Source organism: Nonomuraea glycinis, from assembly GCF_035920485.1.
Classification (GTDB): domain Bacteria; phylum Actinomycetota; class Actinomycetes; order Streptosporangiales; family Streptosporangiaceae; genus Nonomuraea; species Nonomuraea glycinis.
In genome coordinates, this window is record NZ_CP109166.1 from 3,897,397 (window position 1) to 3,923,535 (window position 26,139).

At 70.5% G+C, this 26,139-nt stretch carries 24 protein-coding genes; 15 read left to right on the plus strand and 9 right to left on the minus strand.

The features are described 5' to 3' along the window. Positions 1 to 214: 214 nt before the first annotated feature. Positions 215 to 1,120, plus strand: coding sequence for a permease-like cell division protein FtsX (locus OHA68_RS18535; RefSeq protein ID WP_327108774.1), 906 nt, complete (start codon positions 215 to 217; stop codon positions 1,118 to 1,120). Positions 1,121 to 1,159: 39 nt separating this feature from the next. Here OHA68_RS18535 and OHA68_RS18540 read toward each other — a convergent pair whose 3' ends face one another. Both OHA68_RS18540 and OHA68_RS18545 read right to left on the minus strand, forming a co-directional pair. After that, on the minus strand, positions 1,160 to 4,345 hold the full coding sequence (locus tag OHA68_RS18540; protein WP_327108775.1) for an AfsR/SARP family transcriptional regulator: 3,186 nt from the start codon (positions 4,343 to 4,345) through the stop codon (positions 1,160 to 1,162). A 218-nt stretch (positions 4,346 to 4,563) separates the two neighbouring features. Continuing rightward, entirely contained in the window at positions 4,564 to 4,899 is a 336-nt protein-coding gene (locus tag OHA68_RS18545) for a hypothetical protein (protein WP_327108776.1), read from the minus strand. Between the two features lie 589 nt (positions 4,900 to 5,488). Here OHA68_RS18545 and OHA68_RS18550 point away from each other — a divergent pair. The 3 genes from OHA68_RS18550 to OHA68_RS18560 all read left to right on the plus strand — a co-directional run bounded on the left by OHA68_RS18550 (position 5,489) and on the right by OHA68_RS18560 (position 8,083). After that, positions 5,489 to 6,946 (plus strand): serine/threonine-protein kinase, encoded by a 1,458-nt coding sequence (locus tag OHA68_RS18550; RefSeq protein WP_327108777.1) that lies wholly within the window; start codon positions 5,489 to 5,491, stop codon positions 6,944 to 6,946. A 90-nt stretch (positions 6,947 to 7,036) separates the two neighbouring features. Then, entirely contained in the window at positions 7,037 to 7,477 is a 441-nt protein-coding gene (locus OHA68_RS18555) for a hypothetical protein (protein WP_327108779.1), read from the plus strand. A 129-nt stretch (positions 7,478 to 7,606) separates the two neighbouring features. Further along, complete coding sequence (locus OHA68_RS18560) at positions 7,607 to 8,083, plus strand: hypothetical protein (protein ID WP_189141306.1); 477 nt, start codon at positions 7,607 to 7,609, stop codon at positions 8,081 to 8,083. Between the two features lie 19 nt (positions 8,084 to 8,102). Here OHA68_RS18560 and msrA read toward each other — a convergent pair whose 3' ends face one another. From msrA to OHA68_RS18575, 3 genes are all read right to left on the minus strand, one after another. Next, entirely contained in the window at positions 8,103 to 8,615 is a 513-nt protein-coding gene (msrA, locus tag OHA68_RS18565; protein ID WP_327108780.1) for a peptide-methionine (S)-S-oxide reductase MsrA, read from the minus strand. Between the two features lie 81 nt (positions 8,616 to 8,696). Further along, complete coding sequence (locus OHA68_RS18570) at positions 8,697 to 10,067, minus strand: pyridoxal phosphate-dependent decarboxylase family protein (RefSeq protein WP_327108781.1); 1,371 nt, start codon at positions 10,065 to 10,067, stop codon at positions 8,697 to 8,699. A gap of 20 nt (positions 10,068 to 10,087) precedes the next feature. Beyond that, entirely contained in the window at positions 10,088 to 10,840 is a 753-nt protein-coding gene (locus tag OHA68_RS18575; protein ID WP_327108782.1) for a class I SAM-dependent methyltransferase, read from the minus strand. 71 nt (positions 10,841 to 10,911) lie between these two features. On the opposite strand from OHA68_RS18575, the gene OHA68_RS18580 reads away from it, so the two are divergent. Next, positions 10,912 to 11,481: a CGNR zinc finger domain-containing protein gene (locus OHA68_RS18580; RefSeq protein ID WP_189141302.1), complete on the plus strand. Its 570-nt coding sequence runs from the start codon at positions 10,912 to 10,914 to the stop codon at positions 11,479 to 11,481. A 145-nt stretch (positions 11,482 to 11,626) separates the two neighbouring features. Next, entirely contained in the window at positions 11,627 to 11,764 is a 138-nt protein-coding gene (locus tag OHA68_RS18585) for a hypothetical protein (RefSeq protein ID WP_327108783.1), read from the plus strand. 227 nt (positions 11,765 to 11,991) lie between these two features. On the opposite strand, the gene OHA68_RS18590 is transcribed toward OHA68_RS18585, so the two are convergent. Further along, entirely contained in the window at positions 11,992 to 12,300 is a 309-nt protein-coding gene (locus OHA68_RS18590; RefSeq protein ID WP_327108784.1) for a P-loop NTPase family protein, read from the minus strand. A gap of 368 nt (positions 12,301 to 12,668) precedes the next feature. Here OHA68_RS18590 and OHA68_RS18595 point away from each other — a divergent pair, with 368 nt between their 5' ends. The 4 genes from OHA68_RS18595 to OHA68_RS18610 all read left to right on the plus strand — a co-directional run bounded on the left by OHA68_RS18595 (position 12,669) and on the right by OHA68_RS18610 (position 17,098). Beyond that, a complete protein-coding gene (locus OHA68_RS18595; RefSeq protein WP_327109522.1) occupies positions 12,669 to 14,480 on the plus strand; it encodes a glycosyltransferase family 2 protein in 1,812 nt (603 codons plus the stop codon). A gap of 72 nt (positions 14,481 to 14,552) precedes the next feature. Then, the gene (locus OHA68_RS18600; protein ID WP_327108785.1) at positions 14,553 to 15,563 is read left to right on the plus strand and encodes an energy-coupling factor ABC transporter permease; all 1,011 of its coding nucleotides are present in this window, start codon (positions 14,553 to 14,555) and stop codon (positions 15,561 to 15,563) included. A gap of 54 nt (positions 15,564 to 15,617) precedes the next feature. Next, the gene (cbiQ, locus tag OHA68_RS18605; protein ID WP_327108786.1) at positions 15,618 to 16,343 is read left to right on the plus strand and encodes a cobalt ECF transporter T component CbiQ; all 726 of its coding nucleotides are present in this window, start codon (positions 15,618 to 15,620) and stop codon (positions 16,341 to 16,343) included. Further along, entirely contained in the window at positions 16,340 to 17,098 is a 759-nt protein-coding gene (locus OHA68_RS18610) for an energy-coupling factor ABC transporter ATP-binding protein (protein ID WP_189141296.1), read from the plus strand. Before cbiQ ends, OHA68_RS18610 begins: the two co-directional genes overlap by 4 nt. On the opposite strand, the gene OHA68_RS18615 is transcribed toward OHA68_RS18610, so the two are convergent. Then, the gene (locus OHA68_RS18615; RefSeq protein WP_327108787.1) at positions 17,070 to 18,092 is read right to left on the minus strand and encodes a potassium channel family protein; all 1,023 of its coding nucleotides are present in this window, start codon (positions 18,090 to 18,092) and stop codon (positions 17,070 to 17,072) included. The two genes, OHA68_RS18610 and OHA68_RS18615, sit on opposite strands and share 29 nt — an antisense overlap. A gap of 73 nt (positions 18,093 to 18,165) precedes the next feature. On the opposite strand from OHA68_RS18615, the gene OHA68_RS18620 reads away from it, so the two are divergent. From OHA68_RS18620 to OHA68_RS18635, 4 genes are all read left to right on the plus strand, one after another. Next, positions 18,166 to 18,504 (plus strand): STAS domain-containing protein, encoded by a 339-nt coding sequence (locus tag OHA68_RS18620; RefSeq protein WP_189141294.1) that lies wholly within the window; start codon positions 18,166 to 18,168, stop codon positions 18,502 to 18,504. A 49-nt stretch (positions 18,505 to 18,553) separates the two neighbouring features. Beyond that, complete coding sequence (locus OHA68_RS18625; RefSeq protein WP_327108788.1) at positions 18,554 to 19,327, plus strand: SDR family NAD(P)-dependent oxidoreductase; 774 nt, start codon at positions 18,554 to 18,556, stop codon at positions 19,325 to 19,327. A 56-nt stretch (positions 19,328 to 19,383) separates the two neighbouring features. Then, positions 19,384 to 20,148, plus strand: a complete 765-nt coding sequence (locus OHA68_RS18630) for a crotonase/enoyl-CoA hydratase family protein (protein WP_327108789.1) — start codon at positions 19,384 to 19,386, stop codon at positions 20,146 to 20,148. A 108-nt stretch (positions 20,149 to 20,256) separates the two neighbouring features. Further along, complete coding sequence (locus OHA68_RS18635; RefSeq protein ID WP_327108790.1) at positions 20,257 to 20,880, plus strand: rhomboid family intramembrane serine protease; 624 nt, start codon at positions 20,257 to 20,259, stop codon at positions 20,878 to 20,880. A 72-nt stretch (positions 20,881 to 20,952) separates the two neighbouring features. Here the strand turns inward: OHA68_RS18635 and serC are convergent, their stop codons facing one another. Continuing rightward, positions 20,953 to 22,062, minus strand: coding sequence for a phosphoserine transaminase (serC, locus tag OHA68_RS18640; RefSeq protein WP_327108791.1), 1,110 nt, complete (start codon positions 22,060 to 22,062; stop codon positions 20,953 to 20,955). Positions 22,063 to 22,184: 122 nt separating this feature from the next. On the opposite strand from serC, the gene OHA68_RS18645 reads away from it, so the two are divergent. After that, positions 22,185 to 24,827: a type 1 periplasmic-binding domain-containing protein gene (locus tag OHA68_RS18645; RefSeq protein WP_327108792.1), complete on the plus strand. Its 2,643-nt coding sequence runs from the start codon at positions 22,185 to 22,187 to the stop codon at positions 24,825 to 24,827. A gap of 67 nt (positions 24,828 to 24,894) precedes the next feature. On the opposite strand, the gene OHA68_RS18650 is transcribed toward OHA68_RS18645, so the two are convergent. After that, positions 24,895 to 26,001, minus strand: coding sequence for a citrate synthase 2 (locus OHA68_RS18650; RefSeq protein ID WP_189141449.1), 1,107 nt, complete (start codon positions 25,999 to 26,001; stop codon positions 24,895 to 24,897). Positions 26,002 to 26,139 lie beyond the last annotated feature (138 nt).

The following is a 26,139-nucleotide window of genomic DNA, read 5'->3' on the forward strand; positions in this document are numbered from 1 at the left end:
GCGCCGAGGTCCACGGCCGGCGACGAGCGCTGGTGGAGAACGGTTTTCACCAGCAGGGCCTCGATATCTTAGGTCATCTACGCTGAATCCCACGCCCGAGGAGACGCCGGGGCGGATCGATGCGATCATGCAGTGCCTGGAACGGCCGGCCGCGAACGTCCACCCGCCGTCGGCACCGGGTTCCCGAGTCCCCGATCATGGAGCGAGGAGTTCAGTGAAGAACTGGTTAGGGCGGGTGACGGTCGCGGCCGTCGTGGCGCTCTCGGGAATGACCGGGCTGACCGGGCTGACCGGGTCCGCCATGGCTGACCCGGTCAGCCCGGACTTCACCGTCGCCGACGACTCGGAGATCGCGGTCTTCCTCTGTACGCCATCCGCGGACTGGTGTCACAAGCGGTACGCCACGGCGAAGCAGCGGCGGGACGTCGAGACGTTTCTGAAGACCACGCCTGAGGTGACCGAGGTGCGCTTCGTGAGCCGGGCGGCGGCTTACGCCGGCTTCCGCCGGGAGTTCGCCGGGGAGAAGAGGGTGCTGACGGCTGTGCGGGCCAAGGACATGCCGGAGTCCTTCCGCGTGCGGGTATCGGGAATGGCCGACCGCGCCCGGATCACGCGCTTGGCGAACCGGCGGCCGGGAGTAGCGATGGCCATCGACCAGGCAGAGAACCATGCCGCTCTTGTGAAAGAATCCCAAAGCCCGGATATTTCTGTATTTCTGTGCGGGAAGTACACAGACACGCCTGCCTGTCGGCGTGGACGGGGAAAGGCGAACAAGCTGCCGGTCACGGTCAAGGAGAAGCAGGCGATCGTCGCCGCCATCAAGCGGACCCCCGGGCTCGTATCGTACGAGTACGAAGATCAGGCGACGGCGTACCGGAACTTCGTCGAAAAGTACGCGGACAATGAAGCGCTCGTCGAGGCCGTCCAAGTGTCTGACATGCCGGTGGGTTACCAGCTGTCGATGCAGCCCGAGGCCGACTGGGACTCCCCTTGCCGACGGCTGGCACGGATGCCGGGGGTGAACGCGGCGTACGACCAGAGGCGCTGGCTCCAGGGGGCGACGCTGTATGCGGAATACGGGCTTCCGAAAGTCTGGCCTGCGGAAGGCAAGTGCGGATAAGAGCGGTGGCACTGCCCGGCCCGCTCGCTGCGGCGGGTGTTACGCCCTGCCGCCGGTCGCGGTCGACCGGGCTTCGTACGCGATCGTGAGGTCCTGGGGTTTCGCGAGCCGGGCGTCCAGCGTTCGCATGCCGTTCTCGTGCGAGATCCCGTGGAACAGTTCGCGGGCCTCTTCCCAGACGGTCCTGGCCGTGCGGTGGTCGCCGGCGGCGCTGTGGGCGTCGCCGAGGGCGCGGAGCGTCCGGGCCAGGTAGGGGATCGAGCCGCGGGTCCGCCACACCCGGACCGAGCGTTCGAGGGTGGCGATGGCGGCGGGCACGTTCCCTTCGGCCAGGTCCAACTGCCCGAGGACGCTGAGCGAGTCGGCGATGTAGTGGCCGAAGTTCCCGGCCTCGCTGTGGGCCAGCGTCAGCTCGGCGGTCGCCCTGGCCCGCTCGTCCCCCATGGAGACGTACAGCTTCGACAGGTAGAGCAGCGTGAACGTCTCCAGGTAGCGGTAGTTCAACCGCCGGGCCATGCTCAAGGAGCGCTCCAGCAGCTCATGGCCGCCCGTGAAGTCACCGCAGAACGATTTCGCCGCGCCGAGGAACTGGGTGACCGTCGCGGTGTAGTGAGCGTTGCCGAGCGCCTCGGCGACCTTCACCGCCTGCTCCAGGACCGTGAGCGCGGCCTGCGGGTCGTCCTCGCCGTGGATGATCGCCATCACGTGGTAGGCCCGCGCCTGGCCGCCGAGGTAGCCCGCGTCGGTGGCCGTCCGCAGGGCGCGCTCGGCCAGGGCGAGCGCCTGCGCGTCGCCGTTCCCGTCGGCCGTCATGCTCCAGGCCAGGACCGCCAGGGCGTCGGCCACCCCGACCGGATCGTCCAGCAGGGTGAACAGGTCGAGGAGCCGCGAAGCGCTGGCCCGCATCCGGAGCATCGCCGGTCCGGGGCCCGCCGGCGAGTTCCAGGTGGTGACCTCCAGGAGGCCGCGCATCAGCACGGCCTCGCCGCGCCGGTCGCCGGTCTCCCGGCAGAGCGCGAGCGCCTGCTCGTGCGTGCGCTTCCAGCCGTCGTACAGGCCGCGCACGTTGAGGTACGTCTCGGTGGATCCCGCGAGATCCCAGGCGAGCTGGGTCAGGCGCGCCTCGCACGCTTGGGAGGACCCCGCCAGCAGCGCGGTGTGCTCGGCGTCGAACCAGGCCATCGCGTCGGCCAGCAGTGGGCCGGAGACCGCGGCGGGCAGGCGCCAGCGCGGCGCGTCGCTGTGCATGGGGGCGTAGCAGGGGCCCGGCACGTGGTCGGCCGCGACCTCCGCCAGCGCCAGCCACGCCCCCAGGGCCCGCTGGAGCGCGGCCCGGCGCTCGGTCTCGGAGTCCTCGCGCTGCGCCCGCTCCCGCGCGTACAGCCGGAGCAGGTCGTGGAACCGGTATCTGAGGCCGCCCGTCTCGTCCGTTCTGACGATGGTCAGCAGATGGGCGTCGACCAGGGTCTCGATCTCGCGTTCCGCCTGCCGTACCGGCACGTCCAGGAGGGCCGCCACCGCCCAGGAGGCGAAATCGGGCGCGTCGAGCAGCCCGGCCAGCCGGAAGGCCCGCTGCGCGCCCGCGGGAAGCGTACGGTAGCTCATCTCGAATCCCGCGCGGATGTCGAGGTCGCCCGCCACGAGCTCGTCCAGCCGGTGCCGTTCCTCCCTGAGGACGCCGGCGAGGTGGGCCAGGCTCCACTGCCTTCTGCCGAGGAGCCTGGCCGCCGAGATGCGGACCGCCAGCGGGACCCGGCCGCACAACCGGGTGATCTCCAGAGCCGCGTCCGGGTCGTCCTGGACGCGTTCGTCGCCGACGATCCTTCTCAGCATGCCCAGGGCTTGGGCCGCCGACAGGACGTCGAGCTCCAGCAGGCTCGCGCCCTCGAGACCGACCAGCCGGACACGTCCGGTGAGGAGCACGGCCGTGCCGGGAGCTCCGGGCAGGAGCGGCCGCACCTGCTCCTCCCCGGCGACGTTGTCGAGCAGGATGAGGATTCTGCGTCCGGCCAGGCAGCTCCGGTAGAGCGCCACGCGTTCTTCCAGGGATTCGGGGATGCCGGTGGCGCTGATGCCCAGCGCGAACAGAAACCGGCTGAGCACGTCCTCCGTGCGGGCAGGGTCGGTGGAGGCGCCGCGCAGGTCAGCATAGAGCTGGCCGTCGGGGAAGCGATCCGCGATGCGGTGCGCGACGTGCACGGCGAGGGTGGTTTTGCCCAGGCCGCCCAGACCCGCGATGCTGGCCAGGGCGACGGTGCCCGGCCGTGGCTTGGTGAGGGCCTCGGTGAGGTCTGCCACCTCGCGGTCCCTGCCCGTGAAATCCGCGATGTCCGGTGGCAGCTCCGCGGGGGTGAGGGCCGCTCGGGGTTCAGGCCTCGGGGCGGGACCGCCGGTGTGCGAGTGCCGCGCTTTCGCGCTCGGCTCGATGCCCGGCTCATCCGGCAGGCGCGCGGCAGGTTCACGGTCCGGCCCGCCAGGGGAGCCCGTGATCGTGGTGATGCCGCGAAGAGCGAGGTCGAGTGAAGGGTCCTGGGTGAGGATTCTCTGATGCATGTCGTGCAGCTCTTCGGTCGGATCCAGACCGGTCTCCTCGATCAGGGTCCTGCGGGCACGCGTGTACTCGGCGAGCGCGTCCGCGCGCCGGCCGCAGCGGTACAGCGCCAGCATCAGCTGCGCGCGCAGCCGCTCCCGCAGGGGGTATTCGCCGGTGAGCGCGGTCAGCTCGCCCAGCAGCCCGGCGTGGCGTCCCAGCCTCAGGTCCACGGCGATCCGCGACTGCAGGACCGACAGGCGGACCTCGTCCAGCCGCGTGGCCTCCGCGGCCAGCATCGGGACATCGGTCATGCCGGCGAACGCGGGCCCGCGCCAGAGGCTCAGCGCCTCGTGCAGGAGGCGGGTCGCCTCCTCCGGCTCACCGGCGGCCTCCATCGCCAGCCCTGAGCCGGCCAGGGTCTCGAAACTCGCCGCATCCAGCTCGTCCCGGACCGCCGGCACCAGATAGCCGGAGCCCTGCCGCGCGACCCGAGCCGGCTCGCCCAGGTGCCGCCGGAGCCGGTGGACGTAGGTCTGCAGATTCTTGGTGGCGCTCTTCGGAGGGGTGTTCCCCCACAGCGCCACAGCCAGTTGATCTTCCGAGACAGGGTTACCCGCTTGGCACAGCAGAACCGCCAGCAGCACCCGCGCCTTGGGCGTGCCGAGATCGAGCTGCTCATCCTCTCGCCACACCGCTAGCGGACCTAATATCCCAAACTTCATCGTGCCCCCTCGGCTGGACGCACTGTAAACCTGGACGGCCTGTTTCGGTGGTCCACTGGGTGAAAAACGGTCGCGAACCATTCTCACCCAGGCCCGTTCTACCAGGTGCTCAAGGACGTGAGCGACATTGACCGGATGGTTCTCGTCGGCGGGCCGACAGAATCCCCGCCGTCCGGTAAATGCCTAGGTCAGGGCAGGTCGTAGCGGGCCAGAGCTCTGGCGAGCGGCTCTCCGGTCGCGCGGGCGTACGCCTTGCGCGCACGTACTTCGCTGAGCGTGCGCGGGCGGTAGCCAGGCCCGTCACAACAACTCTTGTGGAAGCGAAGACCCGCGTGCAGCAGCAGTGTGAGCACCCGCCAGGCCGCGGTGTCCCGCCGAGGTGGGGCCGCGAAGGCGGAACCGACATGGATCAGCGGCTCGGCGCAGCGCGGGCAGGACCGATCGTGGTGGCCGAGGCCGGGGTGAGCCTGCTTGTACGAGGCGCGACAAGGCAGGCAGACGAAGGACGTCTTCGCATGAGCCATACGATCAGCGTAGGCCAGCCATCAGTCGAGAACGACAGATTCCCTGCCCGGCTCCTCGATCAAGGTCCTCCACGGCACCACCTGGTGAAGCGCACGGCATAGCCGCGCACGTGCTACCTCAGCTTCCGGCCGCGGGCCGTGATCGTCAGGGCGACCAGGGTCATCGCGGAGAGCAGGGCCCAGACGGGCGTGAAGCTGCCACCAGGGCCGCCGGGCCTGCCCCCACCGCCGTCACTTCGTGGAGATACAGCACGGTCAGGACGCCTATGCCGCCGTGCACCGAGACCAGACTCACCCCGGACAAGGTGATCTTCACCATGGGCGGTTCGCGGAGCAGTCGCAGCCGGGCGAGTCACGAGGAGCATGGTCCTGAGGAAGACTTCGGACGGGCGGCCGATGGTAGACGACCGCGATGCGGAACGCCGACACGGCGCGGGCCGTGCGGTCAGTTGACTCGCCGAGATGCCGGGTCGCGCTGCGGCCGACTGATCGGTCATCAAGGGATATTCGATACCTGAAAGGCAGATAGTCAGAAGCACCGGTCAATAGGATCAATGCCGTTGCGATGATCCTTCGATCGGGAGCCTCGATGAGTGACCCTGGCGGCTTCGGCCCCCTGGCGATGGACGAGCGCGAGGAGATCGGCCCCTACCGGATCGTGGGCCGGATGGGCGCCGGCGGCATGGGAGTGGTCTACGGGGGCATCGCGGACGACGGCGCCCGGGTCGCGGTCAAGGTCATCCATCCGGGGTTGGCCGCCGATCCGCACTTCCACGCCCGTTTCGTACGAGAGGTCGATCTGCTGTCCCGCGTGCGCGGGCGCTGTACGGTCTCGGTGCTGGCCGCCGACACCGCCGCGGCGCCTCCCTGGCTGGCCACCGAGTTCGTACCCGGGCCGACGCTCAGCACGTACGTGCAGGACAACGGGCCGCTGCGGCCGGACGAGCTGCTTTCGTTCGGCGTGGACATCGCCGAAGCGCTCACCGACATCCACCGGGTCGGCATCGTGCACCGCGACCTCAAACCCGGAAACGTGATCCTCTCCGCCTCCGGCGCGAAGGTGCTGGACTTCGGCATCGCCCGGGCTCTCGACGAGAGCGGGCTCACGGGCACCGGCGCGCTCATCGGGACGCCCGGTTGGATCAGTCCCGAGCAGTACCGGGGCGACGAGGCGGACGCGGCCGCCGACGTCTTCGCCTGGGGCGCCCTGATGACGTACGCCTCGACGGGACGCCCGCCGTTCGGCACGGGAGCTCCCGACGTCATGGCCTATCGCGTCATGAGCGTCGACCCCGACCTGTCCGGGGTGCCCGCGAACATCCGCGACCTCGTACGGAGCGCGCTCGCCAAGGCCAGGCAGGCCCGGCCCACCGCGGACCGACTGCTCGCCGGGGTCACCGCGCTGAGGGCCGGCACGACCCCCATGACACTGCAGGAAAAGCGCCCCACGGTGCCGCTGCGGCCGGCCGTGGCCGTCGTGGCGGCGGTCGCGGCCGTCAGCGCGGTGTTCATGGTGAACTCGGCAGGGACGCCGGAGGCCCTTCGGGGCCCGAGCGATCGTGCCACGTCCACGCTCGCCGAGAGCCCGGAGCCGGACACGAGCGAGGACCCGGACGAGACGGCGAGGGAGCGCGAGACCGTCGAGGAGACACCCAGCGCAAGCGAGACGCCCCGCGCAAGGGAGACCCCTGTGGAGACGCCCAGCGCGAGGAAGAAGACGAGCGCCCGCCCGAGCGCGCGCCGCTCGGCCACCGGCGTGCCGTGCCCATCCGCGAACGTGATACTCCGGCAGGTCGCCGTGCAGAACGGCGGCAGCCTGCCGGGGGACGCCTCGGTCCAGCGCAAGCGGTGCGCGAGCTCCTGGGTGGCGGCCGAGATCGCCTCCCCGAGCGTCGGCGGGATCGAACTGATCGCGCTGCGGAGCGGCACCCGATTCGTCGACACCGAGATCGGCAGCAACCTCTGCTCACTGGACGACCGGTCGGCGCTCCTCGCCCGCGCGCCAGGCAGCATCAGAGCCTTCCTCTGCCCTCAAGGCCTGAGCTGATTCGGTCCTGGTGTCGATAACGCCGATGATCGGGCAGAGCCCGCAGGGCCGATCCCAAGCTGTTCCCGACCGCCCCATAGGGTCACGCTCGTGAACTTCGTCCTCCTTGTCGTGCTGCTCCTGTTGATGCTGGCCTGGCCGGTGTCGGCTGTGGCGGGTCTTGTGCTCGTGGTGCTCGCGTTGCGGGCCCGGGGTCGGCGGCGGGTGGGGTGGTCGCTGTCGGGCGCGGCGCTGTGCGCGGCGGTCGCCGCCTATGGGTACGGCCTGAAATCGACGACGTTCGGGGTGTGGACGGACCCCGATGACCGGTGCGGGCTGGCCCGGCCGGATCTCTACGCCTACGGTCACCGCGGTCCGGAGGGTGGGTCGCTGAGCCTGTGGCCGCTGCATGACACGACCTGCGGCCCCGAACTGGTGCCCGGCTTCGTCAACCCGCTGGTGGCCGGATCGGTGGCACTGTTCGTTGCGTCCGTACTCGTCATGGTGGTGCTGACGATCAGGGCTCGCCGTCGGTCAGGGGCCATTGCATAGCGGCCGTCCGAAAGCGTGCGGGATGGCCCCTGCCCGCCGAGAGCGCGGCTTTCAACGCCTACGGGGGATACGACGTAGGGTCCAGGTCAGGCCGTACTCACAGTGGCCCTGTGTGAGATGGGAGCTCGTATGACTGTCACTCCCGAGCACCTGACCGTCCTCGCGAGCCGTGCCGAGGCGCTCACCGCCGAGGTTCTGGCGCTCTGCGACAGCGCCCCCGGCCCAGCCCAGGAGCCCGAACCCGAGCATCTCGCCGTGGCCCGGCAGGCCGCGGACTCGCTGGCCGGCGGTGCGGAGGGGTTGCGGCGGGCGGCGGCTGAGCTGGTCAGGCTTCAGGCCCGGCCGTGCGGTCTGTCGTGGGGGGTCTGCCCCGAGCACGGCAACACGCTCTCCTCCAGCGGCGGCGTCTCCACCTGCCGGGTGTGCCGCCGCGACTGGAGTCACGACCGGCTCGGTCAGCCGTGCCAGGAGCCGGTGACGTGGAAGGTCATCGACCGGGCCGGGACCGAGACGAGAATGTGCGACGGGCACGTCCTCGGCGCCCGCGCGGTCGCCGCGGGCGCTACCTTCGTCCGTGTCCCCGACGAGGGCGTCGTACGCGCATAGCCGGGGAAACGCGGACGTGTCAGGCGCTCGCGCGCTTGGGGAGCCGCCAGCCGGGCCGGACGAAGTGGCAGGTGTAGCCGGTCGGGTAGTGCTGCAGGTAGTCCTGATGCTCAGGCTCGGCCTCCCAGAAGGGCCCGGCCGGAGAGACCTCGGTCACCACCTTGCCGGGCCACAGCCCCGACGCCTCGACGTCCGCGATGGTCTCCTCCGCGACGCGCTTCTGCTCGTCGCTGGTGTAGAAGATCGCCGAACGGTAGCTGAGGCCGATGTCGTTGCCCTGGCGGTTCTTCGTCGTCGGGTCGTGGATCTGGAAGAAGAACTCCAGGAGGGCCCGGTAGTCGGTCGCGGCGGGGTCGTAGGTGATCTCGATCGACTCGGCGTGGGTGCCGTGGTTGCGGTAGGTCGCGTTGGGGACGTCGCCGCCGCTGTATCCGACGCGGGTGGTCACGACGCCCGGAAGCGCGCGGATCAGCTCCTGCATGCCCCAGAAGCAGCCGCCGGCGAGCACTGCCTTCTCATGGTTCGTGGTCATGCCGTCCCGTCCTCTCTCAGTGGCAGGTGGTCGCAGAGAACGCGTCCTGATGCCCGGATATTCCGGATGCGCACCCCTGCGTCAGGTGGCCCGCTCCAGCGCTTTCGCCACCCGGTCCACGTCGGCTCGCGTGGTGCGCCAGTTGCTGAAGGCCGCGCGCAGCGCCGGCACCCCTTCGTACGTGGTCGTCGTCAGGAACGCCTCGCCCGAGTCCGTGACCGCCTGTGCCACCTGGCCGATGCGGGCGGGATCGTCGGCGAGGGTGAAGCAGACGACGTTCAGCCTGACGGGCGCGAGCAGCCGGTAGGCGGGCATCGCGGCGATCCGCTCGCCCAGCAGTTCCGCCAGTGCGAGGTCCCGCCGGACGATCTCCGCCTGCCCGTCGCGGCCGTACGCGGCCAGGGCGAACCAGGCCGCCAGCGCGCGCAGCCGGCGTGAGTTCTCGGGGGTCAGGTGGACGAGATCGTCGTTCACCGGGCCGAGGTAGGCCGCCGCGTTCTGGAAGACGCGCGTCTGCAGGTCGCGGCGGCGGGTGAGTTGTACGGCGCTGTCGTACGGCACATTGAGCCATTTGTGCAGGTCCACGCAGATGGAGTCCGCCTCGGCCAGGCCGTCGAGCAGGTGGGCGTGGCCGGGGGACAGGGCGGCGAAGGCGCCGAAGGCGGCGTCCACGTGCAGCCAGAAGGGGTGCCGGTCGCGCAGGGCGGCGATGGCGCGCAGGTCGTCGAAGTCGCCGGTGTTCACCGTCCCGGCGTTGGCGACCACGATGGCGGGCTCGCCGTTCAAGGCGCCGAGCGCCGCGTCCAGGCGGGCCACGTCGACCGCCTCCCGGCCGGGCAGCACGTCCACCGGGTGCAGGGCCGAGCGGCCGAGGCCGAGCATGGACAGCGCCTTGCCGACGCTGGAGTGCGCCCTTCCGGACAGGACGCGCACCGGCCCGAGGGCCGCGATGCCCTGTTCGGCGATGGAGATGCCGCGCTGTTCGCCGAGCCATTCGCGGGCGATGGCCAGGCCGGCGAAGTTGGACATGGTCGCGCCGCTGACGAAGGCGCCCTCGTGCGCGGCGGGCAGCCCGATCAGCTCGCGCAGCCAGGCGACCGTCTCCCGTTCCAGGTCGGGGGCGGTGGAGTCGAGGCCGGACGTCGGGTTCTGGTCCAGCACGCCGGTCAGCCAGTCGCCCGCCAGCGCGGCGGGGGTGCAGCCGCCGGTGACGAAGCCGAGGTAGCGGGAGCCCGCGCTGGCGGAGAAGCCGGGCTCCCACCGCTCGGTGAACGCCGCCAGCGCACCCCGGGTCCCGATCCCGGGGTCCGGCAGGGGTAGAGGCTCGCGCCGCACCGGCACTCGCGCGACGGGACGCTCGCCGAGGCCGTCCAGGATGCGCACGGCGTACGAGCCGGTCGCGTCGATCAGTTCCGGAAGCTGGGCGAGATCGTCACCGAGACGGGAGTCCATAGGGCCACAGTAGAAGCCGCCTACCGCACGGCGCAGAGCAGGCGGTTGTTGCCGCGCTGCCAGAGGGTGCCGATCTCGCTGAACCCCGCCTCCCGCAGCGCGTCGGCGTGCTGGGACAGCAGGTGGGACTCGGAGCCGTGGTGGTCGGCGCCGGCGGTGGTGCGGGCGGCGTTGAGCGCGGCCATGGCGGGGTCGGCCGCGACGGCGTCCCACCAGGCCCGCCAGTCCTCAGGCTGGCCGTCGGCGAAGGTCCGCTCGGTTTGCTTGTCGTGCACGGCGCGTTCGAGCCGGGCCAGGGCGGGGGCGGTGTCGTCCGTGTCCAGGTGGTCGCCGTTGAGCAGCAGGCCGCCGGGGCGCAGCGCGGTGGCGAGTTCGGCGTACATGCTCTCCAGGTCGGGCGGCGAGATCCAGTGCAGCGCGGTGGTGCTGACGGCGGCGTCGGCGGGACGGTCGAGGCCGAGCGCGGCCGTCCAGCCGGGGGTGCGCAGGTCGGCGGTGACGAAGGTGAGGTGCGGGTAGGCGGCCCGGCCCAGGCCGAGCAGCAGCGGGTCGGCGTCCACGGAGATGACCCGGGCCTTGGGCAGGCGGCTCAGGAGACGGGCGGACAGGGAGCCGGGGCCGCAGCCGAGGTCGATGACCAGCGGGTCGGGGCGGTCCAGGGCTTCGACGGCGTCGATGAGGGCGGTGAAGCGCTCCTCACGGTCGGGCAGGTAGCCCTCCTGCTGACGGTCCCAGCGCGCGATCCAGTCGAGTGCGGCATCGTGGGTGAGCACAGAAGTCTCCTTGTGACTGTCGTCTAGACTTTCGATAGTCACAAACTAAAGCAGAAGGCGTAACTGGTCAATTGGACTTCAACAGTCACACGGATGGGGTCATCAAAGTGGCCGTGGGGCTGGTCAACAGCCTGACCCCCGGAGAGCGGCGCGGACGGCCCGCGCCACCGCCCGCCGACGTCGCCGCGGCCGCCACCGAGGGGTTGCGGGTCGGCTACCCGGAGCACCGGCCCGCCACCGAGGCCGAGGCCGCCGAACTGGTCGAGGTCGCGCTGCGGCTGCGTGCCGTCTTCGCGGCGGTCGCGGCGGGCGACCTCGACACCGCCGCGCTGCGGATCAACGCGCTGCTGGTGGAGACCGACGCCAGGCCGATGCTCCAGCGGCACGACGGGGAGCCGTGGCACCTGCACTTCCACGGCCCCGGCGGCGCCATGGCCGGGGACTGGGCGGCGAGCTGCGCCACCGGGCTCGCGCTCGTGCTGGGCAGCGAGTTCGCCGACCGGCTGGGGGTGTGCACGGCGCCGCACTGCGATCGGGTGTACGTGGACGTCTCGCGGAACGGGACCCGCCGGTTCTGCTCCACGCCGTGCCAGAACCGGGTCAAGACCGCGGCGTTCCGCGCCCGGAGCAAATCACTATAAGTCGGCAAATACTGCTCTGGCCTGCGGAAACTGTCGGAGCCCCAGCCCGTGGCGAGGACGCGAACAAGACTCGCGGAGGCATCTGACGTGCGAGAATGACGCCATTGTGATCTCCTCCCCACCATTCCCCGTTGACCTTGTCGAGATGCCCAACGGCGACCTGATGATGTTGCCCGCGGTCTGGCCGGTGCGGCTCACTCCGGAGCAGCAGCGCCAGCTCGTGGAGCGCCTGCTCGCCGCCGACCCGGGCGGCGTCGAGGTGCTGCCCGGGTGCGCCGACTGAGGGCCGGATGCCCCTGCCCCAGCTCCCCAGGACGCCCCGGGGAGCTGGAGCCCGTTCATTCGGCGGCCAGTCGTTCCGCCTCTTCGTGCAGCGCCACGATCAACAGCAGCTCCAGCTGGAGCTCGTCGACATCGCTCGCCGCGAGACCGTCAAGGACGCGCATGTGGGCCTCCCTGACCTAGAGACGGCTCAGGAGCCCCAGAGGTTCACAAGCGATAGGCGAACGGTCAGGCCACCCCGGACAGGCGGTCGTGCTCGATCTGGGCCTGGAGGATCTCCTGCCGCTCCGTGTCGATCCGCCGACAGATGATGACGTACGCGTTCAGCACCTTCGCGTAGGCCTGGCGGGCCTCCTCCAGCTCATCGGTCAGGGTCAGCACCCGCTCCGCGTCGCCGTGCCGCTCGGCCTCGTCGAGCAGCGCGCGCGCCTCGTCGACGATCTCCTCCGCGCGCAACCTGGTACGGCGGAGCAGCGCCGAACATTCGTAGAGCTCTCCCAGCCGAGCTGAGGAGACGATGAACTCAGCAGTGTGCACAGCCGATCCTTTTCCTGCCATCCGCGTGCGGAGAACCGATCCCATACCCGCCACCTCCACCGTCAAGGTTGCCTAACTGTAGACGCGTTACCCCCTCCTGTGGATCACTCGCCGGTGGCGGGGGGTACGGCACTGTTCCCCCGGAGAGGTTCTCTTCTCCCCAGGGGGATAACAACGCCCCCGAAGCCGATTCGGTGCAGAGTGAATGCGGGCTTACCTGGCTTTTTTGCGGATTGCGCGGAATAACCGCCCTGGGCAAAGCCGGGGTACCAAGACCTCCGATCGGCCCACGCCACCCTGGCCCCTGGTCACATACTGATACGAGCCGCAAGCACGCTGTGACGCCGAGGGGCGGGTTGATAGTGGCGATGGTGACAACCGGCAGCGACGACGCGATCGATGTGAGCATCATCATTCCCGCTCACAACTGCCGGGCCTACCTGGACAGATGCCTTACCTCCGCGCTGGTGCAGCGGGTCAGCAAGGAGATCATCGTCGTCGACGACGGGTCGACCGACGGCAGTGCCGATCTGCTCGACCTCTACGCCGCCTACCATCGCGGCGTCGTCAGGGTCATCCGGGTCGAAGGCGGGCTCGGCGCCGGCCGGCCGCGCAACGTCGGCCTCGACCACGCCGGCGGGCGTTACGTGTTCTTCTGCGACGCCGACGACCACCTCGGCCCTGAGGCCCTCGAACGCCTGGTCGCGATGGCCGACAGGAACGACTCCGACATCGTGCTCGGCAAGATCGTGGGGCATGGCAGGCGGGCTCCGGCCTCGATGTTCCAGCGCAGCGTGGAGCGCGCGGAGCTGGGCGACAGCGCTGTCTACAACAGTCTGTGCTGCTTCAAGCTGTATCGCCGGCAGCTGCTGGAGCGGCACCACATCAGGTTCCGCGAGGGGCTGCTGGTCGGCGAGGACATCTACTTCAGCGTGCACGCCTACTGCCACGCCGAGACGATCTCCGTGGTCGCCGACTACGACTGCTACCACCTGGTCGCCAGGGCCGACGGCAGCAGCGTCATGCAGCGTCCGGACAGCCGCGACCCGGTCGCCTGGCTCGCCATGATCCGCGGGCCGATCCAGCTCATGGCCGAGCACATCCCGCCCGGACCGCTGCGCGACCACCTCCTGCTGCGGCACTTCAAGCTGGACGCCTTCGCGCAGCTCGGCGCGCCGTTCCTGGCCGCGGGGGACGTCAAGCGCAAGGACATCGCGCAGGCGGTGGCCGGCATCTGCGACCAGTGGCTCACCCCCGGCGTCTACCAGCGGCTGAGCGGCACCGACCGGCAGCGGCTGGCCGCGCTCGGCGACGTCGACCGGCTGGTCCGGCTGGCCGACATCGAGAGCGCGACCGTACGGCGGCGGCTGACCGGGCTGCGCTGGGACGGCGACCGGCTGGTGGTGATGGGCGTCGCCACGCTGGCCGGGATCGGCGCGCACGAGTCCGTGTCCCTGGTGCTGCGCTCGCGGCAGGAGCCGGAGCGCGAGCTGGTCGTGCCGGCGGAGATCGCGGGGGACCGGTTCACCGCCAGGATCGACGTGGGCGCGCTCGGCTCCGGGGTGTGGGACCTGCGGGTGACCATCGAGCTGGAAGGCGTCGTCAGGTCCGGCAGGCTCGGCGCGGACCGGGAGGACGGGCTCACCCGTCCGGCGCCCCGGCTGCTCGGCGGCGTGGTGGTGCTGCCGTACTTCACCAGGGAGAACGGCAACCTCAGCGTCGACGTCGGCGGGTACGTCGTCGGGGTGCCCGGCAGGGTGCGCATCACCAGGACGAGCTGGTCGTTCGGGCGGCGGCTGGTCGTGGACGGGGAGATCAGCGTGGTCGGGACCGTGCCGCCCGCCTCCGCCGTGCGGCGGCTGGTCTGGCGCGAGCGGCGCAGCGGGCGCGAGCGGGCCGAGCGGGTGATCGCGCTGCCCGGTGGCGGTTTCGTCGCCAGGCAGGCCATGGGCCGCTACGCCCCCGGCACCTGGGACGCCTATCTGGAGCTGGAGCTGGGCGGGCCGCCCGCCCGGTTCAGGATCGAGACGGACGCCGAGACGGTGGCCGCGCCGCGCCGCTGGCTGGGCGGGACCGTGCTGCGGAGCGTGCGCCCGTACGCGACCTCGGGCAAGGGGCGGCTCAGCACGGTCGTGCGGCAGCTCACCGCGCGGATGGTCTTCCGAAGAATCATGCGCTAATGCCACCCATGTGCAAGTGCAAGACGATGTCCTAAAGTAGGGATGTTCGCACCCTTGGTTCGGAGGATCGTCGTGCACGTACCCGATGGCTTCTTCAACGCGGCCGTGTCCATCTCGGCAGGGGCGGTGGCGGCCGCCGGGGTGGCCGTCTGCCTGCGCGGGGCCAAGCGCGAGCTCGACGACAGGACCGCGCCCATGGCCGGGCTCGTCGCCGCGTTCATCTTCGCCGTCCAGATGCTGAACTTCCCGGTCGCCGGAGGGACCAGCGGTCACCTGCTGGGCGGCGCGCTGGCGGCCATCCTCGTCGGGCCCTATACCGGCGTGCTCTGTATGACCGTGGTGCTGCTCGTCCAGGCGCTGTTCTTCGCCGACGGCGGGCTCACCGCGCTGGGCGTCAACATCTTCCTCATGGGCATCGTCACGGTGCTGGTCGGCTGGGGCGTCTTCAAGCTGGTCACCCGCTTCGCCACCGGCCGGGGCGGGATCACCGCGGCGGCCTTCGTAGCCTCGCTGCTCTCCGTGCCCGCCTCCGCGCTGGCGTTCACGGCGCTGTTCTGGATCGGCGGCACCGCGCCGATCGACCTGGCCGCCGTCGCCGTCGCGATGGGCGGGGTGCACGTGCTCATCGGCATCGGTGAGGCGCTGATCACCGCGCTCACCGTGGGCGCGGTGCTCGCCGTCCGTCCCGACCTCGTGTACGGCGCCCGGGGGATCGCCCGGCCGCTGGAGCTGCGCGGCGCGGACGGGACCAGCACGGTCACGCCGCAGGAGCAGGCCGATCCCGCGCCCTCGGTGGGCAGCAGGCCGTTCGTGTTCGGCGCGCTCGGGCTGACGTTGCTGCTGGCGGGTGTGGTGTCCTTCTTCGCCTCCGGCGACCCGGACGGGCTGGAGGCCGTGGGGGAGGAGCAGGGCTTCCTGAGCCAGGCGGGCGACCACCTGTTCGGCACCTGGAGCCTGGCCGACTACGGTGACGTGGGCGGGATCCCCGTGGGCATCGCGGGGATCATCGGGGTCGGGCTGACGCTGCTGGTGGCGGGGGCGCTCGGCTACGCCGCGCGGAGCAAGGACAAGACGCGGGTCTGAGCGATCGGGAAGCGGGGGCGGCCGATGGGGGCTGGGCACGGAGATCGGCTCTATGTGCCGGGCGATTCGCCCGTCCACCGGCTGCCGGCGCAGTGCAAGCTGCTCGCCGTCCTCTGCTTCGCCATCGTGGTGGTGGCCACGCCGCGCGAGCGGTTCTGGGCCTTCGGGGTGTACGCCCTGCTCCTGGTCGCGGTGGCGGCCGTGGCCCGCATCCCGCCGGGGCACATCCCGCGGCGGATGGTGATCGAGGTGCCGTTCGTGCTGTTCGCCTTCCTCATCCCGGTGATCGGGCTGGGGGAGCGGACCACGGTGCTGGGGCTGTCGCTGAGCGTGCCCGGCCTCTGGGCGGCCTGGAACATCCTGGCCAAGGCGACCCTCGGGGTGGTCGCCTCGATCCTGCTGGCGACGACCTCCGAGCCGCGCGCGGTGCTGCTGGGGGCGCAGCGGCTGCGAGTGCCGGGCCTGCTGGTGCAGATCGCGATGTTCATGCTCCGCTATCTTGACGTGATCCTGGACGAGATGCGGCGGATGCGGATCGCGCGGGAGTCCCGAGGTTTCGAAGCACGAAATTTCCGGCAAATTCCGGTGATCGCCCGGTCAGCCGGGGCCTTGTTCATCCGTTCGTACGAGCGCGGCGAGCGGGTGCACCTCGCGATGCTCAGCCGCGGCTACACCGGCCAGATGCCGATAATTCAGAAAATGTCGGCATCCGCCGGACAATGGGGAGCCGCGCTCGCTCTGCCGCTCGCGGCCCTGGCAGTGTGGGGACTCTCGCTGTGACGCATCACCATCTCTCTCTAGAGGTCAGCCGGCTCGCCTACGCCTACCCCGACGGGACCCAGGCCCTCTACGGCGTGGACCTGGCCATCCGGCGCGGCGAGCGGGTCGCGCTGCTCGGCCCCAACGGCGCCGGCAAGACCACCCTGGTCATGCACCTCAACGGCATCCTCACCGCCGGGCACGGCAGCGTGGCGGTGGCCGGCACGCCGGTGCGCCGGGACACGCTCAAGGAGATCAGGCAGCGGGTCGGCCTGGTCTTCCAGGACCCCGACGACCAGCTCTTCATGCCCACGGTCCGGGACGACGTGGCGTTCGGCCCCGCCAACTCCGGGCTGCGCGGCGAGGAGCTGGACGGCGTCGTCAGGGCCGCCCTGGAGCGCGTGGGCATGCTGGAGGCCATCGACCGGCCGCCGCACCACCTGTCGTTCGGTCAGCGCCGCAGGGTGGCGGTGGCGACCGTGCTGGCGATGCGGCCGGAGATCCTGGTGCTCGACGAGCCGTCGTCCAACCTGGACCCGGCGGCCCGCAGGGAGCTGGCCGAGATCCTGCGCTCGCTCGACGTGACCGTGCTCATGGTCACCCACGACCTGCCGTACGCGCTGGAGCTGTGCGAGCGCTCGCTCATCCTCTCGGACGGGGTGATCGCCGCCGACGGTCCCACCCGGGAGCTGCTCGCCGACGCGGACCTGCTCGCCCGCCACCGCCTGGAGCTCCCGTACGGGTTCGCTATTCCCGCCGCGGCGGAGACTGTATGAGCACCAGCCGGTCGCTCGCCCGCAGCGTCGCGACCTCGGGGTCGGTGTAGGTCAGGTACGTCCCGTCGCGCACCACCGCCACCACCAGCTCCTCGCCCTGGACCAGGGGCTTGCCGACCTCCGTCGGCTGGATGGCCCGCTCGTAGACGTCCAGCCCCTTGCCGTAGGCGAGCAGGTCCTCGATCAGGCTGCTCACCGCCGGGCTCTGGGTGGCGACGCCGAGCATGCGGCCGGCGGCCTCCGCCGAGATGATCACCACGTCGGCGCCGCTCTGCCGTACCAGGGGGTCGTTCTCGGCCTCGCGGACCGCCGCCACGATCGTGGCGCCGGCGTTGAGGCTGCGGGCGGTGAGCGTGACCAGGGCCGTGGTGTCGTCGCGGCGGGTGGCGATGATGATCTTTCGGGCGTCCCCGATCTTGGCCCGGTTGAGCACATGGCTGCGGGTGCCGTCGCCGACGACGCCGACGAAACCGTCGGCGGCCGCCTCCTGGATGACGACGGGATCGGGGTCCACCACCACGATGGACTCCTTGGGCAGGTCGTTCTCCAGCAGGGTGCGACTCGCGGCGCGGCCCTTGGTGCCGTAGCCGATGATCACGGTGTGGTCGTGCAACCTGGCCCTCCAGCGGTCGATCAGTATGGCGTCCCTGGTGCGCTTGGTGAGGACCTCCAGGGTCGTGCCCACGAGCACGACCAGGAAGGCGATGCGCAGCGGGGTGACGGCCACGATGTTGACCAGCCTGGCCGCCGGCGTGACCGGGGTGATGTCGCCATAGCCGGTGGTCGAGATCGACACCGTCACGTAGTAGAGGGCGTCGAGCAGGGACACCTCGCCGTCGGCGTTGTCGTGGTAGCCGTCGAGGTCCATCGCCACCAGGACGAACATGGCCAGCAGCATCGCCAGCGCGATGGCCATCCTGCGCAGCACCGCCCGCAGCGGGCCACGCCGGGCGGACGGCATGCGGACACCGAGTGCCGTCTCGTCCTCGTACATGCGACTGATCGTAGTTTGCGCATGCTCGGTATCAGGGCAAGTCGAAGTACAGTGGCTCATCGAGGAGGGGCCAATGAAGCTGCGGCTTGCGCGACACGCCCTCGGTGACGCCGTGGTGGTGGCCGTTGCGGGAGAGCTCGACCTGTTCACCGCGCCATTCCTCCGGGACGAGGTGCGCGACGCGATCAAGCAGGACAGTGCCAGGCTCGTCCTCGATCTCCAGCAGTTGTCCTTCATGGACTCCAGCGGCCTGTCGGTGCTGATCGAGGCCTGGCGGCTGGCGACCAGCGAGGGCGGCGGCGTCTCGCTGGCGGCTCCGCAGGCGCCGGTGGCCCGGATCCTGCGGACGACCGGCCTGGACCGGCGCATCAAGGTCTACTCCGACGTGGACAGCGCCGTAGGGGGAATTTGACCCGCCCCCGAGTAGAACTTCATTCGGTTGGCGGGTTAGGGTCCGTGCTATGGACGTGAACGGATCTGCAGCAATCATCTCCGGCGGTGCCAGCGGCCTCGGTGCCGCCACGGCCCGAGAGCTGGCGCGACTGGGCGCCACCGTGGTCATCGCCGACCTCAACGAGGAGCGGGGCAAGGCCCTCGCAGACGAGCTCGGCGGCGTCTTCGCCAAGACCGACGTGTCGGACGACGAGCAGGTGCAGGCGGCCGTGGACACCGCCGTGGCCACCGGCAAGCCGCTGCGCGTGGTGGTCAACAGCGCCGGCATCGGCTGGGCGGAGCGCACGGTCAACCGCGACGGGGCGCCGCACAACCCGGCCTCCTACCGCAAGGTCATCGAGGTCAACCTGATCGGCACGTTCAACCTCATGCGCATCGGCGCGGCCGCCATCGCCAAGACCGAGCCCGCCGACGCCGACGGGCAGCGTGGCGTGGTGATCAACACCGCCTCCGTGGCCGCGCTGGAAGGGCAGACCGGCCAGCTCGCCTACAGCGCCTCCAAGGGCGGCATCGTGGGCATGACCGTGCCCGCCGCCCGCGACCTGGCCGCCATCGGGGTCCGGGTCAACACGATCTGCCCCGGCATCATCGACACCCCCATCTACGGCTTCTCGCCGAACTCCGAGGAGTTCAAGGCCAAGCTGGTGGCGCCGGTGGTCTTCCCCAAGCGCATGGGCCGGGCCGACGAGTTCGCCCACCTGGTGTCCTCGCTGATCGCGAACGACTACATGAACGCCGAGGTCGTCCGCTTCGACGGCGGCATCCGCTTCCAGCCCAAGTAGTCCAGCCCAAGTGGTCCAGCCCAAGTAGTCCAGCCAGGTCCCGGAAGTGAGGTCTCGTGTCTGACGAAGTACTCGTCGAGGAGTCCGACGGCGTAGCCGTGATCACCATCAACCGCCCCAAGGCGCGTAACGCGGTCAACGGGGCGGTCGCGCGGGGCGTCGCGGAGGTGCTGGACGCGCTCGACGCACGTCCCGAAATTTCGGCGTACGTCCTGACGGGGGCGGGCGGCACGTTCTCCGCCGGGATGGACCTGAAGGGGTTCCTGACCGGCGACCTCCCCGTGGTGAAGGGGCGCGGCTTCGGCGGCCTGACCGAGGCGCCGCCCAAGAAGCCCATCGTCGCCGCCGTCGAGGGGTACGCCCTCGCGGGCGGCTTCGAGCTGGCCCTGGCCTGCGACCTCATCGTGGCCTCGGCGGAGGCGAAGTTCGGCCTGCCGGAGCCCAAGCGCGGACTGGTGGCCGCCGCGGGCGGCATCATGCGGCTGCCGCGCAGGATCCCCTACCACGTCGCCATGGAGTTCGCCCTGACCGGCGACCACTACCCTGCCTCCCGCCTGTACGAGCTGGGCCTGGTCAACCGGGTCACCGAGCCGGGCGCGGCCCTGGAGGGGGCGCTGGAGCTGGCCCGCAAGGTCGCCGCCAACGCGCCGCTCGCCCTCGCCGCGACCAAGAAGGTGATCATCGAGTCGCAGGACTGGTCGCTGGAGGAGATGTTCGCCAAGCAGTCCGCGATCATCAACCCGGTGTTCGGCTCGAAGGACGCCATGGAGGGCGCCGCGGCCTTCGCCGAGAAGCGCGCTCCGCAGTGGAAGGGCGAGTAACCCGCCACCTCGCACCACCGGCCCCCTCTCGTGCTCGGGAGGGGGTTTTACGCGGCCTTGCGGCTTCCTACGTACGGTGAAGGGACACGACCACTTTGGGAGACGCGGATGAGCGACTATTCGAGATCCCCGTTCGAGTCCGCCAAGCGCGGCGCGGGGACACTGCTGTCGGGTGCCCTGAGCGCGTTGCTCGTGATGGTGGCCGTGCTCGGCGCCATGTGGATCATTGAAATCTTCGACTACATCACGCCGGGCGACATGGACCGGGAGTACGGCATCCTCGGCGGGCATCCCGCCGGTCTGATGGGCATCTTCACCGCGCCCTTCATGCACATGGGCTTCGGGCACCTGATAGCCAACTCGCTGCCGCTGCTGGTGCTCGGCTTTCTCGCGGGGCTGCGCGGCCTCGGCAAGTTCTTCGCCGCCAGCCTCCTGATCATCGTCATCGGCGGCATCGGCACCTGGTTCACCAGCCCGAACGTCTTCACCGTGGGCGCCAGCGGGCTGGTGTTCGGCTACTTCGGCTATGTCGTGGCCCGGGGCCTGTTCGACCGGCACCTGCTGGACATCGTCATCGGCATCGGGACCGCGATCGCCTACTGGTCCATCCTGGCCGGCGTGCTGCCCAACCAGCCGGGCATCTCCTGGCAGGGCCACCTGTTCGGGCTCATCGGCGGCGTGATCGCCGCCTGGGTGCTGCGCCGGTCCCCGACCGCCAAGCCCGTCTACTGAGAACACCGAACCGGCACCGGCGCGGCGCCGGTGCCGGTTCGTCGTGCGAAGGGCTATTCGTCGTGCGAAAGGCTAGAGGCGCTCGACCACGTGGTCGATGCACGCGGTCAGCGCCTCGACGTCGGCCGGGTCGATGGCCGGGAACATCGCCACCCGCAGTTGGTTGCGGCCCAGCTTGCGGTAGGGCTCGGTGTCGACGATGCCGTTGGCGCGCAGCACCTTGGCCACCGCCGCGGCGTCGACGCTGTCGGCGAAGTCGATCGTGCCGACCACCTGCGAGCGGAACTCGGGAGCGGCGAACGGGGTGGCGTAGGACGACTTGTCGGCCCAGGTGTAGAGGCGCTGGGCGGAGTCGGCCGTGCGGGAGGTGGTCCAGGCCAGGCCGCCGTTGCCGTTCATCCAGTCGAGCTGGTCGGCCAGCAGGAACAGGGTCGACACCGCCGGGGTGTTGTAGGTCTGGTCCTTGGCGGAGTTGTCGATGGCCACCGGCAGGCTGAAGAACTCCGGCACGTAGCGGTCGCCGGCGGCGATCTCCTCGACCCTGGCCAGGGCACGCGGCGACATGAGCGCGATCCACAGGCCGCCGTCGGAGGCGAAGCTCTTCTGCGGGGCGAAGTAGTAGACGTCGGTCTCCGACACGTCCACGGGCAGGCCGCCCGCCCCGGAGGTGGCGTCGACGAGCACCAGGGAGTCGTCGCCGCCCACCCGGCTGATCGGCATGGCCACGCCGGTGGAGGTCTCGTTGTGGGTGAGCGCGTAGACGTCGATGCCGTCCTCGGCGACGGCCCGCGGGTGGGTGCCGACCTCGGAGGTGATCACGGACGGCTCGCCCAGCCAGGGGGCCTTCTTGGCCACCGTGGCGAACTTCGAGGAGAACTCGCCGAAGGACAGGTGCTGCGACCGGTCGCGGATGAGCCCGAAGGAGGCGATGTCCCAGAAGGCGGTGGTGCCGCCGTTGCCGAGCACGACCTGGTAGCCCTCGGGCAGCGAGAACAGGTCGGCCAGCCCGGAGCGTACGCGTCCCACGAGGCTTTTGACCGGCTTCTGGCGGTGGGAAGTGCCCATCACGCTCGCGCCGGAGGCGGCGAGCGCGGCCAGCTGCTCGGGTCGAACCTTCGAAGGCCCGCAGCCGAAGCGGCCGTCGGCGGGCTTGATGTCAGCGGGAATCACGATGTCAGCCACGTCCCCAGGTTATCGAGCTTGGGAATCCACCCGAGCCCAGGGTCCAGATGGTGAGAAATGAACCATTTTCCCGAGTCGTTCGTTGAGAGACCACGGAAGGCGACCGGCTGAAGGAGCATCGGATGGCCGACCCGCGCAGCATCCTCGAAGGACTGTTACGCCGCCCGGCGTTCTGGCGAGCCGACCCCCCGCTGCCCATGGTGCTGGTGAGCGGCCAAGCATCGCTCGCCGCCGTCGAGATGCTCGCCGAGCCGTTCCAGGACTGCGTGCCGTACGCCCATGTCCGCGAGGGCGAGCACGGCTCGGTCCTGGAGCTGGTGAGGGCGCTGGCGGGGGAGCACGGTCAGCTGGGCAAGCCGGTGGGCGGATCGTTGCTGCCGCCGCCCCGCTTCCCGCTCGCCCAGTTCGTGTTGTGGGCGAGGGAACAGCGCGACCTGCCGCCGGAGAGCGGCGGAGCGTGGCCACCCGATCCGCAGGCGCACTCCGGCTACCAGGAGTTCAAGAAGCGGCTCAAGGAGTGGCGGAAGAGCCGGCTCGCCGGCTACAGCAGCCTCAAGGTGTCGATCGACTTCGTGGGCCGGGCGCTCGTGACCTGGTTACCGGTCGGCGCGGTGGCGGTCTACTTCCTGGGCGGCGTCCCCGACTTCGTGGGCATCATCCCCCTGGCGCTCGGCATCTTGCTGGCCCTCGTCGGCACCGCCGTCCAGGGGTGGCGGTCGATCCGGGGGTCGCTCACCTCCCGCTGGTTCGGCAGGCAGCCGTACCTGACGTACAAGCGGTTCGAGCGGACGCCGCAGTACGCCCTCCGCCTGGCAGGGGCGAGCGACGCCGACGTCGAGCGGCTGCTGGTCCACGCCTTGGCCCGGGATCTGCACGAGGCCTACAAGAAGTGGATCACTCCGTGGCCGAGCTGGGGCCGGGGCCGATACGCCCTGCTCCTGCTGGAGGTCGGCCGGCCGGACGGGGTCAACGCGCGGTTCCTCCGGCTGATGGAGGAGACCACCCGGGAGACCGGGCTTCTCGTGCCCATGGTGATGCTGGCGGCGGTGCCCGAGGCCGAGGCCAGGCCGCACGGGGATCCGGTGAAGCTCGGCGAGCTCGCCGGGGCGGTCGACCAGTGGCGGGCCGCGGTCCGGCTGCGCGTCCCGGACCTGCGGCTCAGCATCCGGGCCGAGACCCCTGCCGATACGCCCGCGCCGCAGGGCCGGCCGCTGACGCCGCGCCGCGGCCGGGAGGTGGGCTACTGGTTCCTGGTCGCGACGCTGGTCCTCCTCCCGATCGGCCTGGTCGGCTGGAACCAGTGGGACCGGGTCATGCACTGCGGCGGGCTGCCCTGGGCCGAACGGATCGGGTCCGAGTGCGTCGGCGTCGTGAACGCGACCCGCGACACCCCGGACGACCTGTTCGACGGCGAGGTGCAGGAGCTGATCAAGCAGATCGACGCGAACAACGCCTACGCCATCGAATCCGGCCGGTACGTCAGCGTCGTGGTGCTCGGGGAGTTCTCCATCAAGAAGACCACGGCGGACGACACCCGGCTCGCGGCGGCGGTGTCAGAGCTCCAGGCGGTGAAGCAGTACCAGCAGGACGTCTCCAGCACGCCCAGGCTCCGGGTGCTCATCGCGAACGCCGGGGACAACTTCGCCCATGGTCGCAGGGCAGCGCGGTCCATCACCGCGATGGCCGAGCAGGAGCCGCACGTCATGGGCGTGGTGGGTCTGCCCCGCAGCGTCGCGGGCGTCAGCGACGCGATCGACGAACTGCACCTGGCCAAGATCCCGATGGTGTCGAGCACGGCTACGGCCGACACGTTCGGCTACATCCGCGACCCCGTCAGGCCGGACCACCCGGGTGAGCCGTCCCCCTACTACTTCCACGTGGGCCCGACCAACTTCAGGATGGCGGCGCTGGGCGCGAGGTTCGCCCAGCAGCGCCTGCTCGCGGGCGTGCACAAGCCGTCGGCGGTCATCGTCGAGGACGGCTCGCCCGGCGACCAGTACGCCGGCAACCTGGCCGACGACTTCCAGGCGGCGTTGAGCGGGCAGGGGGTCCACGTCGAGAACCGGGTCACCTACACCGTCGAGTCGGGCGGCATCTCCAGCGCCGCGGTGAAGGCCTGCCGGCTCAAGCCCGACGTCATCGTCTACTCCGGACGCGCCTCGGAGTTCCGCGACCTTCTCATGGCCATCGAGGGCAATTCCTGCGGCAAGGTGCGGGTGATCGCCGGCGACGACGTGGTCAAGGTGGTGCACGATCACGGCGCCGAGATCGCCGCCATGAAGCAGGTCGAGGTCTACTACCTGGCGCTGGCCAACCGCACGCTGTGGCGGGCGAGCTCCGCCGAGCCGACCCGATTCATCAGCAAGCTGCTGAACGGCGACTACACGGACAACTCCGACGACAACCTCATCCTCACCTACGACGCGGTCAGCGTGATCTATCAGGCGGCCGGCAGCGCCTACCGGGGCGCGGGAACCCAGGAGGGCGGCCTGCCCAGCCGCGGCGACATCCTCTACCGGCTGGCCCGTACGACAGGTGAGGCAGCCTGGGAGGGATCCAGCGGAGTGATCGGCTTCAACGCCACCGAGCAGCACGCGCCCGCCGACAAGGCGGTCGCGCTCATCCGGGTGGCGCAGAACCGTCAGGGCAATGCCGAGCCCGTCATCCGCTGCGGCCTCCTGGACACCGACGAGACCGTCAAGGCCGACCCCCTGTGCGCGGATCTCCCCGACACGGCCCTGCCGGGGACGCAGGAGAAGGGCTGACCAGGGCGGGAAGGACGAACGGCCCGCCGGAGGCCGGCGGGCCGTTCGGGTGAAGCCTCAGATGGTGTCAGATGGTGCCGACGACCTCAGAAGCGCCGGGCACGTCGCTGAGCGCACGCGACGTCGGGCCGATGTAGTTGGCGCTGGGACGCACCAGCCTGCCCGTGAGCTTCTGCTCAAGGATGTGCGCGGCCCAACCGGCCGTGCGGGCGCAGGTGAACATCGACGTGAACATGTGCGCGGGCACCTCGGCGAAGTCCAGGACCACCGCGGCCCAGTACTCGACGTTGGTGGCCAGCACCCGGTCGGGCTTGCGGGCGTGCAACTCCTCCAGCGCCGCCTGCTCCAGCGCCGCCGCGACCTCGTACCGCGGCGCGTCGAGCTCCTTGGCGGTGCGGCGGAGCACCCGGGCCCGCGGGTCTTCGGCGCGGTAGACGCGGTGACCGAAGCCCATGAGCCGGACGCCCTTGTCGAGCTCGCTCTGTACGTACTTCTTGGCGTCGCCCAGCTTCTCGACGCCTTCGATCATGCCGAGCACGCGGGCCGGAGCCCCGCCGTGCAGCGGCCCCGACATCGCGCCGACCGCGCCGGAGAGCGCGGCGGCCACGTCGGCGCCGGTGGAGGCGATCACACGGGCGGTGAACGTGGACGCGTTCATGCCGTGCTCGGCCGCCGAGGTCCAGTAAGCGTCGATGGCCTTGACATGCTTGGGGTCGGGCTCACCGCGCCAGCGGACCATGAAGCGTTCGACGATGGTCTTGGCCTCGTCGACGCGGCTCTGGGGCACCATCGGCAGGCCGAGGCCCCGCGCCGACTGCGCCACGAAGGACAGGGCCATCACGGAGGCGCGTGCGAGCTGGTCGCGGGCCTCCTCGTCACTGATGTCGAGCAACGGCTTGAAGCCATAGGCCGGAGCCAGCATGGCGAGCGCGCTCTGTACGTCAACGCGGATGTCACCGGAATGGACAGGGATGGGGTAAGGCTCCGCCGGGGGTAGACCCGGTTGGAACTTGTTGTCGACCAGCAGGCCCCAAACGTGCCCGAAGGGGACACGGCCGACCAGCTCCTCGATGTCAACGCCCCGGTATCGAAGGGCGCCCCCTTCTTTGTCCGGTTCCGCGATCTCGGTCTCGAAAGCTACAACGCCCTCGAGGCCGGGTTTGAAGTCGGACATTCTCGGCCGCCTCCCTTTCTTGCCATGTTCCGGCAATGCCTTGATGTCGAGATACCGGCGGGTCAATTTAACCCCCTCCCTGCCAGTGGTCGGCCTCCGGACCCGCCGAAAGGCCATAACCGCTGGTGGGGGGTGGTG

What these genes read in the sequence shown, in the direction of transcription:
- OHA68_RS18545 (WP_327108776.1), bottom strand. Translation starts at nt 4,899, where the DNA reads ATGGCTCATGCGAAGACGTCCTTCGTCTGCCTGCCTTGTCGCGCCTCG.
- OHA68_RS18550 (WP_327108777.1), top strand. Translation starts at nt 5,489, where the DNA reads ATGAGTGACCCTGGCGGCTTCGGCCCCCTGGCGATGGACGAGCGCGAG.
- OHA68_RS18560 (WP_189141306.1), top strand. Translation starts at nt 7,607, where the DNA reads ATGACTGTCACTCCCGAGCACCTGACCGTCCTCGCGAGCCGTGCCGAG.
- msrA (WP_327108780.1), bottom strand. Translation starts at nt 8,615, where the DNA reads ATGACCACGAACCATGAGAAGGCAGTGCTCGCCGGCGGCTGCTTCTGG.
- OHA68_RS18570 (WP_327108781.1), bottom strand. Translation starts at nt 10,067, where the DNA reads ATGGACTCCCGTCTCGGTGACGATCTCGCCCAGCTTCCGGAACTGATC.
- OHA68_RS18585 (WP_327108783.1), top strand. Translation starts at nt 11,627, where the DNA reads ATGCCCAACGGCGACCTGATGATGTTGCCCGCGGTCTGGCCGGTGCGG.
- OHA68_RS18595 (WP_327109522.1), top strand. Translation starts at nt 12,669, where the DNA reads ATGGTGACAACCGGCAGCGACGACGCGATCGATGTGAGCATCATCATT.
- OHA68_RS18615 (WP_327108787.1), bottom strand. Translation starts at nt 18,092, where the DNA reads ATGTACGAGGACGAGACGGCACTCGGTGTCCGCATGCCGTCCGCCCGG.
- OHA68_RS18620 (WP_189141294.1), top strand. Translation starts at nt 18,166, where the DNA reads ATGAAGCTGCGGCTTGCGCGACACGCCCTCGGTGACGCCGTGGTGGTG.
- OHA68_RS18625 (WP_327108788.1), top strand. Translation starts at nt 18,554, where the DNA reads ATGGACGTGAACGGATCTGCAGCAATCATCTCCGGCGGTGCCAGCGGC.
- OHA68_RS18635 (WP_327108790.1), top strand. Translation starts at nt 20,257, where the DNA reads ATGAGCGACTATTCGAGATCCCCGTTCGAGTCCGCCAAGCGCGGCGCG.
- OHA68_RS18645 (WP_327108792.1), top strand. Translation starts at nt 22,185, where the DNA reads ATGGCCGACCCGCGCAGCATCCTCGAAGGACTGTTACGCCGCCCGGCG.
- OHA68_RS18650 (WP_189141449.1), bottom strand. Translation starts at nt 26,001, where the DNA reads ATGTCCGACTTCAAACCCGGCCTCGAGGGCGTTGTAGCTTTCGAGACC.